The following is a 15,579-nucleotide window of genomic DNA, read 5'->3' on the forward strand; positions in this document are numbered from 1 at the left end:
ATTAATAGTACTATTATTCTCAAGAGTACAAGTTAAAGCTACAATGCACATCTGTGTTAAAGTGTTTTTTTATAGCTTAATGCTTTCCTTATTCCTAACAGGAGGAAGATGGATAGCCTGATTTTTAATAGCCTCAACCGCCTCCAATAATCCTTCATTGATGCTTGGATGCGGATATAATGGGAAGAGAATATCCTCGTCTCGTGCTGCCATTTCAAGTGACTGTACCCCTGTTGAAATGAGTTCAACGGCGCCATTTCCTATTATGTGCACACCTAGTAATAGGTGGTCATTTTTATCAAAAACGACTTTAATAAGCCCTTCCTTCTTACCTTGAATCGCCGCATAGCCGTTACTAGAAAGCGGGAATTGAGCTGTTTCAACTGAATAGCCATGATTAATGGCTTCTGCCTCAGTTAATCCTGCATATGCAATCTGCGGTCTCGTATGAACAACGATCGGTAAAAATCGGATATCTGCCTCTGGCCTTAACCCTGCAATTATCTCTGCAGCAGTCTTCCCTTGTTTAATAGCTTTAACTGCCAAATTTGGACCCTCTGTTACATCACCAATCGCAAAAATATGATTCTTGGACGTTCGGCACTCTTCGTTAACAGTGATAAATCCGCTCCCTGTTGTTTCTATACCAATTCTATTAATGCCCAGATCGTTTGTGTTTGGTGAATTTTTACAAGATATAAATAAATGTGAACAAGTTATTTCTTCTATGTCTGTCGGACTTTTTAAAATAACGGTGACCTGCCCATCATTGTATTTTGCTTCAACAATCGATGTATTTTTTCTTACCTTAATCTCATTTTTCTTTAAAATCCGCTTTAATTCACGGCTAACTGATGCATCCAGCATAAAATCATCTTGTTCCATAATGAGGACAACCTCAGAGCCAATAGCATTAAAGGACATTGCTATCTCTAACGCAATATAGTCATGGCCATAAACGACAAGCTTTTCAGGTACGGTTTGTAAATCAGTGATTGACCATGAATCCAATATTCGCTCTTGATCTACATTGATTCCTTCCGGTGCTATTGGTGTACTGCCTGTTGCGATAATAGCATGTTTAAATCGATATATCTCATATTGATCATCATTTTCAACACCAATTTTGTCTTCTGATAGGAAAAATGCTGAACCTTGAAGAATTTCGATTTTATTTGCTTTACATAAAGATTGAACACCTTCACGCAGCTGTTGAATTGTTTTACTTTTATAGATTTGGAGTTTTTCCATATTAAAACGGGCACTGTTCATTTCAATGCCCATTTCATTCATATGGTGAAGTGAAGCAAATTGATCTGCACTATGTGTAAGAACTTTTGAAGGAATGCAGCCTTTATTTAGACAAACTCCACCAAGCTTATCTTTTTCAATTAGTGTAACCGACTGCCCAAGCTGAGCTGCTCGGATGGCGGCATGATATCCGCCTGGCCCTCCACCAATAATGATTAAATCACGTTCATATGCAAGTTCACCGACAACCATTTAAACCAACTCCAGCATTAGCAATTTAGGATCTTGAATTAATTGTGTCAGACGATTTGTAAATCTGACTGCAGTTGCACCATCAGCAACTCTGTGATCGAATGACATGGAGATGTTCATCATTGAACGAATGACAATTTGATCATCGATTACGACTGGCAGTTTCTTCGTCTTATGGAAGGAAACGAGAGCGACTTCTGGATGCTGAATAATCGGGGTTGCACCAAAGCTTCCTCCAAGAGGGCCAACATTACTTATCGTAAATGTTCCACCAGTAATCTCCTTAACGCTTAATTTATTAGCTAACGCTTTTTCGGTTAGATGTTTCATTTCATTATGGATGGATCTGATTGATTTACTATTTACATTGCGTATGACAGGTACAATCAAGCCATCTTCCGTGTCTACGGCTAAACCGATATGATGATCTTTCTGTAAAACGATCACCTCATTTTCTTCATCTAGACGGGCGTTGAAAATTGGAAATTCCGTTAGACAAATTGATAGAGCTTTGATAAAAAAAGCTGTCGCTGATATTGTTTGATTCATCTTCTTTAATTCTGTTCGGAATGCGATCAGCTCAGTTACATCAACTTCTTCAAAGTGAGTACAATGTGGAATTGTATATAGAGAATGAACCATTTTTTTCGCAATTTGTTTTCGTCTGCCTCTGAAAGGAATAGTATCTGCTTGTGTTGGGGGTTGCTCTGTAGGTGTTATTTGTTCATTACTGTTAATTTGAATTGGAATGTCTATCTCTTCTTTTTTAGATACAATCATTTTATAAATATCTTCATCTGTTATCCTTCCAGCAGGTCCAGTGCCTTTAACATTTTCAATATTTATTCCATTTTCTCTCGCAATCTTTCTCGTAAAAGGGGATGCAAGTATACGTTTCTTTTGATTGCTGATCATTACAACGTGATGATTCATTGATTCTAATGAAGGAGATTTCAAATCTGACTGAGTAGTTTTGTTATTTACAGATCCTGTTTCCTCCAAAATTAATAGTGTTGTCCCAACAGGTACAGTCTCCCCTATTTGAACCTTAAATTCCCGGACAAAACCAGCACGAGGGGCTGGAATTTCAGCTGTCATTTTATCTGTTTGTACTTCTATTATCGGGTCATCTGCTTGAACATAATCTCCTGGCTTCACTAAAAAGCAGTTAATATCAGCTTCTGTCATTCCTTCGCCTATATCATGTAACTTGACTTCCATTCCATCCCTCCTAAAACGAAATTACTTTTTTTATCGCAAACTTTACTCGTTCTGCTGTTGGTAAATAATGATCCTCAAATCCAAAATACGGAACTGGAGTGTCAAAGCCTGTTACTCTTTCAACTGGAGCCTTTTGGTATAAAAATGAAGTATCATTAATAATAGCTAAAACATCATTTCCAACTCCGCCTGTTGCATGAGCTTCATGAACGATGATAGTCCTACCCGTTTTTTGTACTGATTCAGCAATGATCTCTTTATCAATCGGGTACAGCGTCCTTAGGTCAATGACATCACAGTGAACTCCCTGTTCCTTCATCTCGTTTGCTGCTTTCATAACAATAGGAATCATTGCTCCCCAGGTAATAATTGAAACATCATCACCATCAAGCAATTTTTTCCCTTTTCCAATCTCAATGGTGTATTTTCCTTCTGGAACTTCTTCTCTTCCAGAGCGATAGCACCTCATCGGTTCCATAAACAAAACAGGATCTGGATCCTCAATTGCAGCAATAAGCAGACCTTTGGCATCATAAGGACTTGATGGACAAACAACCTTAATTCCTGGCATATGTGTAAAAATCGCTTCTGGGCTATCACAATGTATTTCAGGTGCTCTAACTCCTGCTCCATATGGAGCTCGAATAACCATAGGGACGGTAAAATGGCCCATCGTTCTCATTCTAAGTCTGGATACATGAGTCATTATTTGCTCATAGGCAGGATAAATAAAGCTGAGAAATTGAATTTCAATAACAGGCAAGAAACCATTAACGGCTAAACCTACTCCTGCCCCAACAAAGCCAGCTTCACTTAAAGGGGTATCCATCACGCGATCCTCTCCATACTTTGCCTGCAATCCATCAGTTGCACGAAAAACACCGCCATTTTTGCCGATGTCCTCACCTAACAGCAGCACTTCAGGTTTATCATTTAGCATTATGTCCAGGGCATCGGTAATCGCTCCAATAAGTGTTAATGTTTTTGTTTTTACTGCTGTACTCATCTCCCTTCCCCTCCTATAAATCTAAGATACTCTTCTTTTTGCTGGGAAATTTGCCATGTCGGTTCTGCGAAGACGTGATCAAAAATATCAGCTGGATTAGCTGAAGGAAAAGCTTCCATTTCCGCTACAGCTTTTTCGATTTCTTCTACAGCTTGTTTTTCAATTTCACGAACCCAGTTCTCATCATATATTCCTTCGTTTTTCATCCATCTTTCAAGTCGGAGAATCGGATCTGTTTCTGTTCTGCGATTATTGCTCTCTGTCTGGCAGCGATATTTCGATGGATCATCAGCCGTCGTATGTGCACCATACCGCCAAGTAATAGCTTCAATCAATGTCGGTCCATCTCCATTTCTCGCTCTCTCTAAAGCCTTCAACGTTTCAAAATAAACGATAAACACATCATTGCCATCGATTCGGACACCTGGAATATTGTAAGCTAAAGCCTTTTGTGCAATCGTCTTCGAATTCATTTGCTTTTCAATCGGGACAGAGATGGCGTATTTATTATTTTGATTAAAGAAAACAACCGGCGCTTTAAAAACGCTTGCAAAATTCAGCCCTTCATGGAAATCTCCTTCTGAAGTTGCACCATCTCCAAAATAGGCGATAGCTGCATGCTTTGTGCCCTTTTTCTTTTCAGCCAAGGCAGCGCCAACGGCATGAGGAATTTGTGTAGCAATCGGAATTCCAGGCGGAAATATCTTTTTTCCAGGGGGCGGCACACAGCCTTCATTTCGTCCATTCCAAAATAAAAGAATATTTTTTAAAGAATGTCCAAACACATAGGCAGCTCCATGATCACGATACGTCGGGAACATCCAATCTGATGGCTGTAATGCTAGGGCGCTTCCCGCCTGTGAAGCTTCCTGCCCTTCAAAGGGTGCATATGTACCGATTCTCCCTTGTCGCTGAAGGCTAACAGCTTTACGATCAAACAGCCGTATTCTGACAAGCTGCACATAGAATGATTTGACCAAATCTTCGGTGATTTTTTCCCTATACTCTGAATCTGTTATTTTTCCGTTTTGATCCATTATTTGCAGAATAGGAAATTCTCTTTCCATTTCCTCACCCTTACTTTAAATTTATTTAAATCCATTTTTTAAAATTTGAAATGACTTCATAAACACATTGTCAATGGTGTTATTGTCTCAAAAAAATTATGTCCTAACTGCCCACTTTGGACGTTTCATATGAGAAAAGAAGCTATTCCGGCGGGATCTTGCTTCAATCCGCTTTTCACAAAATTGATTAGCTGCCTCAACGGTTGTAATTCCTTCAGCATTTGCATATTCGTAAATATAAAGAAGGGAATTATAAATCGCTTTTGTTTTTTGCATAACTCTATCTTTATTAGGAGTATATAACTCATCAGCCACTTGTATGAGCCCTCCAGAGTTTACAATATAATCAGGGGCAAACAGAATGCCTTTTTCCTTTAGCATTTGGGCATGATGAAGCTCTAAAAGCTGGTTATTTGCTGAACCTACAACCGCTTTAACAGATAACTGTTCAATCGTTTCGTCATTTATGATTCCACCCATTGCACACGGGATAAAAATATCAGCGTTAGCTTCATAAATTTCATTACCTGATAATACTTTTACACCTGAGCCTAATGCTTTAGCTTTTGAAAGCAGCTTATCAATTGCTATGTGATTAATATCTGTGACATATAAATCTGCGCCCTCCTCAAGCAGTCTTTCCGCAACCTTATATCCCACTTTCCCCAGACCCTGAATCGCATAGCTTTTGCCGCTGAGATCATCAGACCCTGTTAACACTTTATTAGTTGCCTGAATCCCATAAATAACTCCTTGAGCGGTAGGTATAGAAGAGTCTCCGCTTCCACCATATGCCTCATCCACTCCGACTATACAATTTGTTTCCCTTAAAGCATGTATGAAATCCTCTGGAGTTGTTCCCATATCTGTTCCCGTATAAAAACGTCCATTTAATGATTCTACAAATTGGCCAAATGCACGGAAAAGTTCAGGAGTTTTATCTTTATTCGGATCCCCGATAATTACTGCCTTTCCGCCACCAAAATCTACATCTGCAGCTGCACATTTATAGGTCATTCCCTTGGAAAGTCTGAGCACATCTTCTAACGCCTCTTCTTCGCTTGCATAAGGAAGCATCCTGCAGCCGCCAAGAGCAGGGCCAAGCTGTGTACTATGGATCGCGATAATAGCTTTCAATCCTGTGGATTCATCATTGCAAAATACAACCTGTTCATGTTCTCTTATCTTTGAAAACATATTCATGTAGCATTCCCCCTATCAATTTTGTTAACGCTTACATTTGCAATTAATTGTAGTTCAATAGACTTGCCTTAAACTGCTTTTATTCGATCACTTCAAAGGATTTATACAATAAATATGTATGACGTTTATTTAACGATATAATACCATTTCGTTTAATGAATAGTCAATAAATTGTAAAAACTTTAAAAATTCCCTATTTTTTTATTAATATTACAGATAAAAAGGATTAATTAGTGCATTACTCCTAATTAATCCTTTTACTAATAATATTAAGTTAAAAGTGCTCTGTCGCTGGCCATTTTCGAACCGCGTATTCGCTGAAACTCATTTAGCAGCTGTTCAATTGTCAGGTTCCCTTTATGATCTTCGTCAACCTGTAAAATGATTTGTCCCTTATCCATCATAATTAATCGATTGCCTAAATCAAGCGCCTGCTGCATATTGTGAGTAACCATAAGAGTAGTAAGATTATATTTTTCCACAATTTCCTTCGTTAAGTTTGTAATCAGCTCAGCTCTAGCAGGATCTAGTGCTGCAGTATGCTCATCAAGCAGGAGAATGGAAGGTTCTGTAAAGGTAGCCATTAATAACGACAAAGCCTGTCTTTCTCCTCCAGACAGCAATCCAACCTTTGCAGTTAGACGGTTTTCTAAACCAAGATGAAGTGTTTCAAGAACCTCTTGGAAGTATTCCTTCCGCTTCTTTGTTACCCCTTTTTTTAACGTTCTTTTTTTATTCCTGGAGTATGCCATTGCTAAATTTTCTTCAATCGTCATACTCGGAGCAGTACCAGCCATTGGGTCTTGAAAAACTCTGCCGATTAGCTTAGCTCTATTATATTCCGACATCAACGTGACATTTTGTCCGTCAATCGCAACAGAGCCAACATCTGGAATCATAACACCGGAAATCATATTCATTAACGTGGATTTCCCCGCACCATTACTGCCAATAACCGTAACAAAGTCCCCTTTATTTAAAGTTAAATTAATCTTATCTAGAGCAATTTTTTCATCAGGTGTCCCTTCATTAAATACTTTATGAATAGATTTCAGCTCAAGCATCTGCCTCCCCCTTTCTTTCAGAAGGAATATTGCTTAAAGCCAAACTTTCCGCCTGTTTTCTTGCCTTCCTTTTCTTCTCTTTTGTTGAGTCAATGATTTTTGGCATTATTAGAGCTAGGATAACAATAGTAGCAGTAATTAGCTTCATATCCCCAGGTTCAAGGAAATCAACCCTTAAAGCAAGCGTTACTACAATTCGGTAAATGATCGCACCGCCGATTACAGCAAGAGTTGTTCTGGCGATAGTTTTTGTGCCAAATAATGCCTCACCAATAATAACTGAAGCCAAACCAATAATAATCATTCCAATACCCATACCAACATCTGCAAAACCGCCTTGTTGAGCAATTAGTGCTCCGGAAAAGGCAACCATTGAGTTTGCAAGTCCGAGCCCTAGAATGACCGTTAAATTTGTGTTAGCAGAAAGACTTCTAATCATTCTCTTGTTGTCACCGGTTGCTCTGATTGCAAGACCAATTTCCGTTTGCAAAAACTTATCGGTGAGGAATTTAATTATAAAGGTAACAATGATCATGAAGATTAAGATTCCCCATGTCCTAGGCAGGCTATCCCCAAGTCCAACGCTGGAAAGAATGCTATTAAAAATGGAGTCTAACCCGGTTTTATCCCATGTGTCTCTTACTTTTGTCATCGCTGTTTCTGTATTTAACAGCGGAACATTTGATTTCCCCATTATTCGGAGATTAATTGAATAGAGTGCAATCATCATTAATATTCCCGAAAGAAGCGCATTGATTTTACCAAACGTATGAAGGACGCCTGTTATACAACCTGCTGCAAATCCTGCAATTAATGCTAGTACAGTTGCAAGAAATGGGTTCACACCACTAACAATCAATGTTGCAGAAACAGCTGCACCCGTTACAAAGCTTCCATCTACCGTTAAGTCTGGAAAATCGAGCACTCGGAAAGATAAATATACTCCGAGTGCCATGATTGCATAAATAATTCCAGCTTCAAACGCTCCAAATACTGCAGTGAACATTAAGAATCACACCCTCTATTATTCGCCTTCATAGAATTCTGCAATTTTCTCCCACTCCTGCTTCACTGCAAGACCTTGTTCTTCAGCCGCTTTTTTATTAATCATTAGAGTTAGGCTGCTTGGAAGCTCTACAGGTATTTCAGATGGCTTTTTATTTCCTTTTAAAATTTCAGCTGCCATTTTTCCAGTTTGGTAGCCTAAGTCATAATAACTGAATCCACTAGCTGCAACCGCACCGCGTTTCATTGAGTCAAGTTCGCCAACGAATAGCGGCAGCTTCTTACTATTAGCAACTGATATGACCGATTCTAAAGCTGAAACAACTGTATTATCTGTAGGCACATAAATAGCATCAACTCTGCCAACTAAAGATTCTGTAGCCTGTTTGACTTCTGCAGAAGTTGAAACGGATGCTTCCACGATACTTGCACCTTTCGCCTCAGCAAGTTTTTTTACTTCTGCTACCTGCACTTCTGAGTTTTGCTCACCTGCATTATAAATAACTCCAATTTTCTTTGCACCAGCTTCATCAGTTATAAAATTGATCGTTTTTGCAGTACCCTCTGGATGGTTGTCTGTCGTACCTGTTATATTAGCACCCGGCTTATCGAATGCTTCCACGAGACCTGCCCCAACCGGGTCTGTAACAGATGTAAATAAGATTGGAATATCTTTTGTGGCATTAAGAGCACTAACTGCGCTCGGAGTGGCATTAGCAAAAATCAGATCAACCTTATCACCAACGAAGTTATTGGCTATCGTTTGCGTATTATTCATGTCTGCTTGAGCGTTTTGAAAATTATATTCTACATTTTCCCCTTCAATAAAACCTTCATCTTGCAACGCCTTTTTAAATCCTTCTGTTGCAGCATCTAATGATGGATGCGCAACAAATTGCGAAATACCAATCTTATAGCTTTTTTCTACCTTTTCTCCTTTTGAAGAATTTGATGGTTCATTTGATGCCTCTTTTCCACATCCGCCTAGTACTAGCAGCCCGGCTGCTAATAAAAAGGACATCGCTTTAAAAGACTTTTTCATTACATAAAACCCCCTCTTTTATATAAAATATTTAACACTGCTATATAGCAGCGTGAACTACCTATGTATAAAGATTCATTACCAATGGTCTTTACTATAAATCTAAATTTATATGATAAATAACATTGATATCGTAATTATATCGTTATATTATCATTTTAATAAGGAAATAGTCAATAATATTCAAAAAATTTAATATATTTAGATTAATATATAATGAGTATGTAAGCAAGAAGAAAAGCATACAACACTCAGTATGCTTATAATATAAGCCCTTCTCCTTTTATAAGGATGGAATGGTATTTTACTATTCAACTATATAGGGATGATCAAGCACATCATAATTGACATTTTTATGCTTAATCTCATTTCCGTCTTTAAATACACTTTCAAAAAAGCGGGAGGCTGGCTCTGCTAGTTCTTTGTAATAATCACTGAAAAGGGATGCAGCATAACTACCAAGCCATTTCTCTGGTAATAATTCTTCCGGCAGTCCTGGGTCAACAAAGAGAAACTTTCTATATTCATGGACAAGCTTTGCTCGTTCTACAAAGCATTCTGCTTCAGACATATGACCTTTTTGAATTTTATTTTTATCGATAATATATTTTTGACTGTATTCGGAAATGAAAGCTTGATATTTTGCATTGATCTCCTCTAGATTCCAGCTTTTTTCGATAATACGGATATCCTCATGGGGACCGGTATACGTAGCAATAAAGAAATCAACATACTCGCAAATATTATATTTCTCTATTAAATCCATCACTTGTTTTTCAAGATTATTAGCTGAAATCCAACAGCTATTAGATAACGAGCCGAAACCGCTCCACACAAGCTCTTTTCTAAGTTCATCCCTAACTGTACGGATTTCCTCAGGAATCGTATACATTAATATTCTCCATTGCCCGTCCCATTTTTCCGGTGTTAGCTTAAATATTCTCTTTGCCGCTTCATCAATTCGATTTTGTCCACGCTCAGTTAATGAATAGTAGCTTTTGTTACCAACCTTGTCTGCCCGGACCCATCCTTGCTTATTCATTCTAGAAATCGCAGCTCTAACAGATTGATCATTATGTCCGAATTCACTTAATAAGCGAATTAAGCTTCCAATCCAAATTTTACTTCCGTAATGAGAAATATAATCGCCATATAAAGTAAATATCATTGATCTAGTATTCAACTGAATTCAATCCTCTTTTCAACTATAAAACCATTTAAGAAAAATACCTAATACTTTTAAACTAAAAAACTACATAATATTTTGATAAATATCCTATCTTTAATTCCTTGTCTGTTATCCCAAACAAAGAGACGAGCACCTAAAGGTAAAGTGCTCGCGATAATTTAATTGCTCTTTATCTCCCTTTAAAATTTGGCTTTCTTTTTTCCTGAAAAGCCTTCATGCCTTCTTTCTGATCTTCAGTTGAAAATAATAAATAGAAATTTTTCCGTTCGAAATGCATGCCTTCTTCTATAGGTGCATCCACTGCTTTCAGTACCGATTCCTTAATTAATCTGATAGAGATCGGTGCTTGAGCAGCTATGTGTCTAGCAATCTTTAAGGTTTCCTCCATTAGTACTTCTTTAGCAAACAAACCATTGACGATTCCAAAATGGAGTGCTTCCCTTGCTAGGATTCGTTTTCCGGTAAATAGCCATTCCATCGCTTTTGTTTTCCCGACTAACTTTGTTAATCTTTGAGTGCCACCAGCTCCAGGCATAACACCCAGATTTACTTCAGGGAAACCAAATTCTGCATCGTCTGCTGCATAAAGCAGATCACAGCAAAGCGCCAACTCAAAGCCACCGCCTAATGCAAACCCTTGCACAGCTCCAATGATCGGTTTCTTTATCCTTGCCAAACGATCCCAATCTTTAAATTGGTTGCGGAGCTCAAAATCTATAGCATGATCAGCAGCCATTTCATCAATATCGGCCCCTGCTGCGAACGCTCTTCCATTCCCGCTCAAAACAATGACTTTAACCTCTTCATGTTCATCAAATTCTTCGATTACCGACAATATTTCCGACACCATTTGGCGATTGATGGCGTTAAGCACCTTTGGACGGTTTAAGGCTATGAATCCAAGCTTCCCTTCTACGGCAGCTTCAATATATTCATAGACTTTACTCATCAACTTCCTCACCAATCATTAAGGTTATTAGATCACCAGCGAATTTCATGGCATCCTTGCCAGAAGCCTTCCCTTCATCTGTTCTCATAGCTGTTTGCAGTGCTTCCATACTGTCATATTGCATTTCACACATTAAATAATACTTTCCTTCTCCTCCCATTGGACTCCCGACAATTTTTGTCACTATCATGTTTCGAAGACCTGGGATTTTTGCAGTAAGGGGAGCATGTGTTTCAAAATAATGCTTATCAAATGCCTCTTTATTTTCAGGATGTTTGTATAAAGCGATTAATTTTGCCATATTATTTTCTTCCTTCCTATTGTTTATTTTTTATTAACCATCTCTAAATCAACAATTAATATAGAGTCACTTTCTGAAGCGCTTCAACTAAATCTTCAATTATCTTACTCAGTTTATTAAAACCCTTTATCCTACCAGCTTGCAGCAGGATCTATGTTGTAAACTTCAGAAAGAACAGCTAGAGCAGCAGACAAATCCTCTATGTGTTCACCAATTCGTCCATTTCCACTCTTCATTCCGAATGATTCAGGCATCGAAAGATTAACTGATTCAAAGATTGGAACCATGCTCGATTTCCATCTTTGCTTTAGCGTATCCTCGCTTTCTATTAATCCGTGTTTATTCATTTCGCTTCCCATTAGCCCTAGAGTTAGTACACCATCGAAGTCATCAAATACTTTTTTTATAGCCTCGTCCATTCTTTTTCTCGACTCACCCCCAGCGTTCATTAACTGGATAAACCACGTTTTCCAATGCAGCAGATGATAAAATAGCTCCATATTAACTTTTATAGCGATTTGTGAAAGTGGCTCATATGCGGAGTTTTTCAAGGAGTCCATACGGATTTTTTTTGACTGTACATAGAAGTAATTTCTCACGACTGCAAATGCCCAATCATACCGAGGGTGAGATAAATAGTGACCCGGACCGTTAACCATTTCTAGAAGTACTGCATTCCTTCTGCCTTCAGCGGGTCTAGAATGGGCTAAATCATCAACATTCCCTTCACCTAGATCTTCGAGCAGCTTATAAAACATAGCCGCATGCCCCATTGTGTCTTGGCTAATGGAAGAAAACGCAACATCTTCCTCTATATGAGGAGCAAGCCCTAGCCATTCACTCCCACGATAAGCGAGAATGAAATCATCGTCAGCAAGCTGAAATAAAAGTGCTGTTAATGCTGATTTATATGCAGAGTCTAATGATGAAATATCACTCTTGTTCACCTTTTTTCACTCCTCCCCAAGACAAAATTTCTTTTTCATCTAGCATTGTTTGTTCGTATTGACGCCATTTTTTTCGTAAATAACCATATCCCTTTGTATTGCGATAATCCTTATTATCTAGCCGCTTTAATGATTGTTTTTCTTCAGGGGACATCTTTCGAATCTCCGAAGATTTAACAACCCAAATATCCGATACTGGCTCTCTCCTCATGAAATTTTCCTGTGCCATTACGAGTGCAAGCTCATGATTTGGAGCAAGCAAGGAAAATTGATATTGCATTGGGGATGTATCGGTTCTTTTACTAAACACTTCGAATTCCTGATAAAACCCTTCATTAGCCAAAAGGTCTCCTCCAATCTTAATAATTTCTTGACATCTGTCTTCTGTAAAGAAGCTTTTTAAATGCTTTTAGTGAGGTTACTTCACTCCAGTTAGTGCGTCACGTACCCATTGATTTTCAACATATGTGGTTTGCCTCAGCTCTAATCGCTCTTTCGATTTTGGTCCATTATTCTTAACTATTTCTTTAAAGCGTGACCAATCAGGCTGCTGATAAATCCATTTTTGCTGTTCATTATCATAGTGCATCGTTTCATCAGGCAATGTTAATCCAAGGGATAATACGCGAGGAATGTATTTTGAAAAGAAATCCTGTCTTAGTTCTTCATTCGTTTTTGTCCGAATTCGATATTTGATCGTTATATCTTGTTTTGAAGTACCGGTTGTTGTAGAATCTGCTGGGCCAAAAAACATTAGGAGTGCTTCCCACCAACGATTAATGGAATCCTGCACCATCTCCCTTTGCTCCTTTGTTCCTTCTGCCAATGCCATTATTATTGACTCACCATGCTGTGCATGAAAAACTTCCTCAGCGCAAATTCTTTTTAATGCCCGTGCATATGGTCCATACGAAGCGTCAAGCATATTAGTTTGTGAAATTATTGCCGCTCCATCAACAAGCCAGCCAATTAATCCCGCATCACCCCAGGTCGGCGCTTCCATATGAAATACATTATGAAATTTTAGTCTTCCGTTAAATAAATCTTGCATAATATCTTCCCGCGTCTTACCAAATGGCTTCATCAAATCTTCGGCGACTCTTAAAAGTAATTGCCCGTGTCCCATTTCATCCTGAACCTTTGCCATAATACCGAGCTTTCTTTTTAAAGAAGGCGCTTTTGGAACCCATTCCTTTTCTGGCAATGCCCCCATTATTTCACTTATTCCATGCATTGAAATTAATTTTATTAGCGTGATGCGATAATCGTCTGGCATCCAATCGTCTGCCTCTATTTTTTCACCGGCATATATTCGATTCATAAAATGAGCATATTTATCCTCTTCCGTTAATAGCTCACCAAAAATAGCTTCCGACAAAACAGTCACCCCCAAAAAAATTTTGACGTTTACTAACGTCATATGATAAAAATAAATCTATATCTAGTGGTATTTTTATATAACGTTTATTTACCGCTCTATTTATTATGTGTCATATTTTTAACACAAAGATACCGTGGAAATGGTAAAAAGTCAATTAGTTTTCTGAAAATTTTTTATTTTTATTTAATTATATTTTATACATTTTCAACGAGTAATAAAAAATAGTGATTATCCTTTTTATAATAGAACCAGCCTATGCTATATTTAAATAGATACAATTTTGTTGGTTAAATATGTACATAGGAGAAATGGAGGAAGTTATGACATGAAAAAGGAAATTTTGGATTATCTGCAAACAAATAGAGAGAAGCATCTTAAGGAACTTTTCGAATTTTTAACCATTCCAAGCATTAGTGCTCTTCCAGATCATAAAGACGATGTTCAAAATGCTGCGAAATGGACTGCTGATGCACTATCAAATATAGGAATGGAAAATGTTAAGATTTATGAGACAAAAGGTCATCCTGTTGTCTATGGAGAATGGCTAAAAGCAGAAGGAAAACCGACTGTTCTCATTTACGGCCATTACGATGTACAACCAGTGGATCCCCTACATTTATGGGAAACTGCTCCCTTTCAACCAGATATAAGAGATGAAAAAATTTATGCACGCGGTGCCTCTGACGATAAGGGTCAAGTATTTATGCATTTAAAGGCTATCCAAGCCATCATGGAAACAACCGGAACTCTCCCTGTTAACTTTAAATTCTGCATCGAAGGTGAAGAAGAAATTGGCAGCCCTCACCTCCCGTTATTCGTTGAAGAAAACAAGGAGCTATTAGCTTCTGATGTCATTGTCATTTCTGACACGGGGATGATTGATAAAGGAAAGCCTACTATTTGCTATGGACTTAGAGGATTATGCGGATTGCAGATTGATATAAAAGGTGCAAAAGGCGACTTACATTCTGGCCTATACGGCGGAGCAGTGCAAAACCCTATTCATGCGCTTGTTCAGCTGGTGAATTCATTCCATGATATTGATGGAAAAATTACTGTAGAAGGATTTTATGACAAGGTTCAACTTCTAACTGATGAAGAAAAGCAAGCCTATGATGCATTGGAAATGAGTGATGAAAGCTTCATGCAGCAAGCTGGAGTCACAGAATTATTCGGTGAAAAGGGATATTCCACATTAGAAAGATTATGGGTAAGACCAACACTAGAGGTAAACGGTATATATGGAGGTTTCCAAGGTGAAGGAATTAAAACAGTCATTCCTTCTGAAGCAACCGCAAAAATCACATGCCGTCTTGTCCCTAATCAAGATCCTGATGAAATTGTCAGCCTTTTAAAATTACATATTGAAAAAAATAAGCCTGCTGGTGTAGAAGTTAATATTTCTCTTTTTGACAAAGGTGCGCCATATGTCACTCCTTTTGATCACCCAGCTATTCAGGCTGCTGGCCGTTCATATGAAAAAGTGTATGGAGTTCCAACTTCTTATACTCGAAGCGGCGGTTCCATTCCAATTGTGGCTGCATTCGATCAAATTTTAAAACTGCCAGTCGTATTAATGGGCTTTGGCTTACCTGATGAAAATTTCCACGCACCAAATGAGCACTTCCATCTAGAAAACTTCGACAAAGGCCTTGACACACTTTGTTATTATTGGTTTGAACTTGAAAAGTCACTATAAAG

Annotated in this window: 15 protein-coding genes; 1 reads left to right on the plus strand and 14 read right to left on the minus strand. The window is 38.2% G+C overall.

The features are described from left to right. Nucleotides 1-69: 69 nt before the first annotated feature. The 14 genes from lpdA to paaA form a co-directional block, all read right to left on the minus strand. Nucleotides 70-1,503, minus strand: a complete 1,434-nt coding sequence (lpdA, locus tag H0173_RS01135) for a dihydrolipoyl dehydrogenase (protein ID WP_221844081.1) — start codon at nucleotides 1,501-1,503, stop codon at nucleotides 70-72. Then, nucleotides 1,504-2,724 carry a dihydrolipoamide acetyltransferase family protein gene (locus H0173_RS01140; protein ID WP_221844082.1) on the minus strand — a complete coding sequence of 407 codons (1,221 nt, stop codon included), beginning with the start codon at nucleotides 2,722-2,724 and terminating at the stop codon, nucleotides 1,504-1,506. A 10-nt stretch (nucleotides 2,725-2,734) separates the two neighbouring features. Further along, nucleotides 2,735-3,730 (minus strand): alpha-ketoacid dehydrogenase subunit beta, encoded by a 996-nt coding sequence (locus tag H0173_RS01145; protein WP_221844083.1) that lies wholly within the window; start codon nucleotides 3,728-3,730, stop codon nucleotides 2,735-2,737. Then, entirely contained in the window at nucleotides 3,727-4,797 is a 1,071-nt protein-coding gene (gene pdhA, locus H0173_RS01150) for a pyruvate dehydrogenase (acetyl-transferring) E1 component subunit alpha (RefSeq protein ID WP_221844084.1), read from the minus strand. The genes H0173_RS01145 and pdhA overlap by 4 nt, the downstream gene beginning before the upstream one ends. Nucleotides 4,798-4,893: 96 nt before the next feature. Beyond that, entirely contained in the window at nucleotides 4,894-6,000 is a 1,107-nt protein-coding gene (locus tag H0173_RS01155) for a Leu/Phe/Val dehydrogenase (protein ID WP_221844085.1), read from the minus strand. A gap of 269 nt (nucleotides 6,001-6,269) precedes the next feature. Further along, nucleotides 6,270-7,064 carry an ABC transporter ATP-binding protein gene (locus tag H0173_RS01160; RefSeq protein WP_221844086.1) on the minus strand — a complete coding sequence of 265 codons (795 nt, stop codon included), beginning with the start codon at nucleotides 7,062-7,064 and terminating at the stop codon, nucleotides 6,270-6,272. Continuing rightward, nucleotides 7,057-8,070, minus strand: a complete 1,014-nt coding sequence (locus tag H0173_RS01165; RefSeq protein WP_221844087.1) for an ABC transporter permease — start codon at nucleotides 8,068-8,070, stop codon at nucleotides 7,057-7,059. Before H0173_RS01165 ends, H0173_RS01160 begins: the two co-directional genes overlap by 8 nt. Nucleotides 8,071-8,088: 18 nt before the next feature. Continuing rightward, nucleotides 8,089-9,111, minus strand: a complete 1,023-nt coding sequence (locus H0173_RS01170) for an ABC transporter substrate-binding protein (protein ID WP_221844088.1) — start codon at nucleotides 9,109-9,111, stop codon at nucleotides 8,089-8,091. A 307-nt stretch (nucleotides 9,112-9,418) separates the two neighbouring features. Then, the gene (gene paaX, locus H0173_RS01175) at nucleotides 9,419-10,294 is read right to left on the minus strand and encodes a phenylacetic acid degradation operon negative regulatory protein PaaX (RefSeq protein WP_221844089.1); all 876 of its coding nucleotides are present in this window, start codon (nucleotides 10,292-10,294) and stop codon (nucleotides 9,419-9,421) included. A 175-nt stretch (nucleotides 10,295-10,469) separates the two neighbouring features. Continuing rightward, complete coding sequence (locus tag H0173_RS01180; protein WP_221844090.1) at nucleotides 10,470-11,249, minus strand: enoyl-CoA hydratase-related protein; 780 nt, start codon at nucleotides 11,247-11,249, stop codon at nucleotides 10,470-10,472. Continuing rightward, entirely contained in the window at nucleotides 11,242-11,550 is a 309-nt protein-coding gene (locus H0173_RS01185; RefSeq protein ID WP_221844091.1) for an EthD family reductase, read from the minus strand. The genes H0173_RS01180 and H0173_RS01185 overlap by 8 nt, the downstream gene beginning before the upstream one ends. 131 nt (nucleotides 11,551-11,681) lie before the next feature. Continuing rightward, nucleotides 11,682-12,497, minus strand: coding sequence for a 1,2-phenylacetyl-CoA epoxidase subunit PaaC (gene paaC, locus H0173_RS01190; protein WP_221844092.1), 816 nt, complete (start codon nucleotides 12,495-12,497; stop codon nucleotides 11,682-11,684). Continuing rightward, entirely contained in the window at nucleotides 12,484-12,840 is a 357-nt protein-coding gene (paaB, locus tag H0173_RS01195) for a 1,2-phenylacetyl-CoA epoxidase subunit PaaB (RefSeq protein WP_221844093.1), read from the minus strand. The genes paaC and paaB overlap by 14 nt, the downstream gene beginning before the upstream one ends. Nucleotides 12,841-12,915: 75 nt before the next feature. Next, a complete protein-coding gene (gene paaA, locus H0173_RS01200) occupies nucleotides 12,916-13,818 on the minus strand; it encodes a 1,2-phenylacetyl-CoA epoxidase subunit PaaA (protein ID WP_313770597.1) in 903 nt (300 codons plus the stop codon). Nucleotides 13,819-14,203: 385 nt separating this feature from the next. Here paaA and H0173_RS01205 point away from each other — a divergent pair, with 385 nt between their 5' ends. After that, complete coding sequence (locus tag H0173_RS01205; protein WP_221844095.1) at nucleotides 14,204-15,577, plus strand: dipeptidase; 1,374 nt, start codon at nucleotides 14,204-14,206, stop codon at nucleotides 15,575-15,577. The last annotated feature ends 2 nt before the right edge of the window (nucleotides 15,578-15,579 follow it).

Source organism: Bacillus sp. S/N-304-OC-R1, assembly GCF_019749375.1.
Lineage (GTDB): Bacteria > Bacillota > Bacilli > Bacillales > Cytobacillaceae > Cytobacillus.

Bases quoted from the DNA above. Each gene is read 5' to 3' on its own strand.
- pdhA (WP_221844084.1), bottom strand. From the start codon at position 4,797: ATGGAAAGAGAATTTCCTATTCTGCAAATAATGGATCAAAACGGAAAA.
- H0173_RS01160 (WP_221844086.1), bottom strand. From the start codon at position 7,064: ATGCTTGAGCTGAAATCTATTCATAAAGTATTTAATGAAGGGACACCT.
- H0173_RS01180 (WP_221844090.1), bottom strand. From the start codon at position 11,249: ATGAGTAAAGTCTATGAATATATTGAAGCTGCCGTAGAAGGGAAGCTT.
- H0173_RS01165 (WP_221844087.1), bottom strand. From the start codon at position 8,070: ATGTTCACTGCAGTATTTGGAGCGTTTGAAGCTGGAATTATTTATGCA.
- paaA (WP_313770597.1), bottom strand. From the start codon at position 13,818: ATGAATCGAATATATGCCGGTGAAAAAATAGAGGCAGACGATTGGATG.
- H0173_RS01140 (WP_221844082.1), bottom strand. From the start codon at position 2,724: ATGGAAGTCAAGTTACATGATATAGGCGAAGGAATGACAGAAGCTGAT.
- lpdA (WP_221844081.1), bottom strand. From the start codon at position 1,503: ATGGTTGTCGGTGAACTTGCATATGAACGTGATTTAATCATTATTGGT.
- H0173_RS01185 (WP_221844091.1), bottom strand. From the start codon at position 11,550: ATGGCAAAATTAATCGCTTTATACAAACATCCTGAAAATAAAGAGGCA.
- H0173_RS01170 (WP_221844088.1), bottom strand. From the start codon at position 9,111: ATGAAAAAGTCTTTTAAAGCGATGTCCTTTTTATTAGCAGCCGGGCTG.
- H0173_RS01155 (WP_221844085.1), bottom strand. From the start codon at position 6,000: ATGAATATGTTTTCAAAGATAAGAGAACATGAACAGGTTGTATTTTGC.
- H0173_RS01145 (WP_221844083.1), bottom strand. From the start codon at position 3,730: ATGAGTACAGCAGTAAAAACAAAAACATTAACACTTATTGGAGCGATT.
- H0173_RS01205 (WP_221844095.1), top strand. From the start codon at position 14,204: ATGAAAAAGGAAATTTTGGATTATCTGCAAACAAATAGAGAGAAGCAT.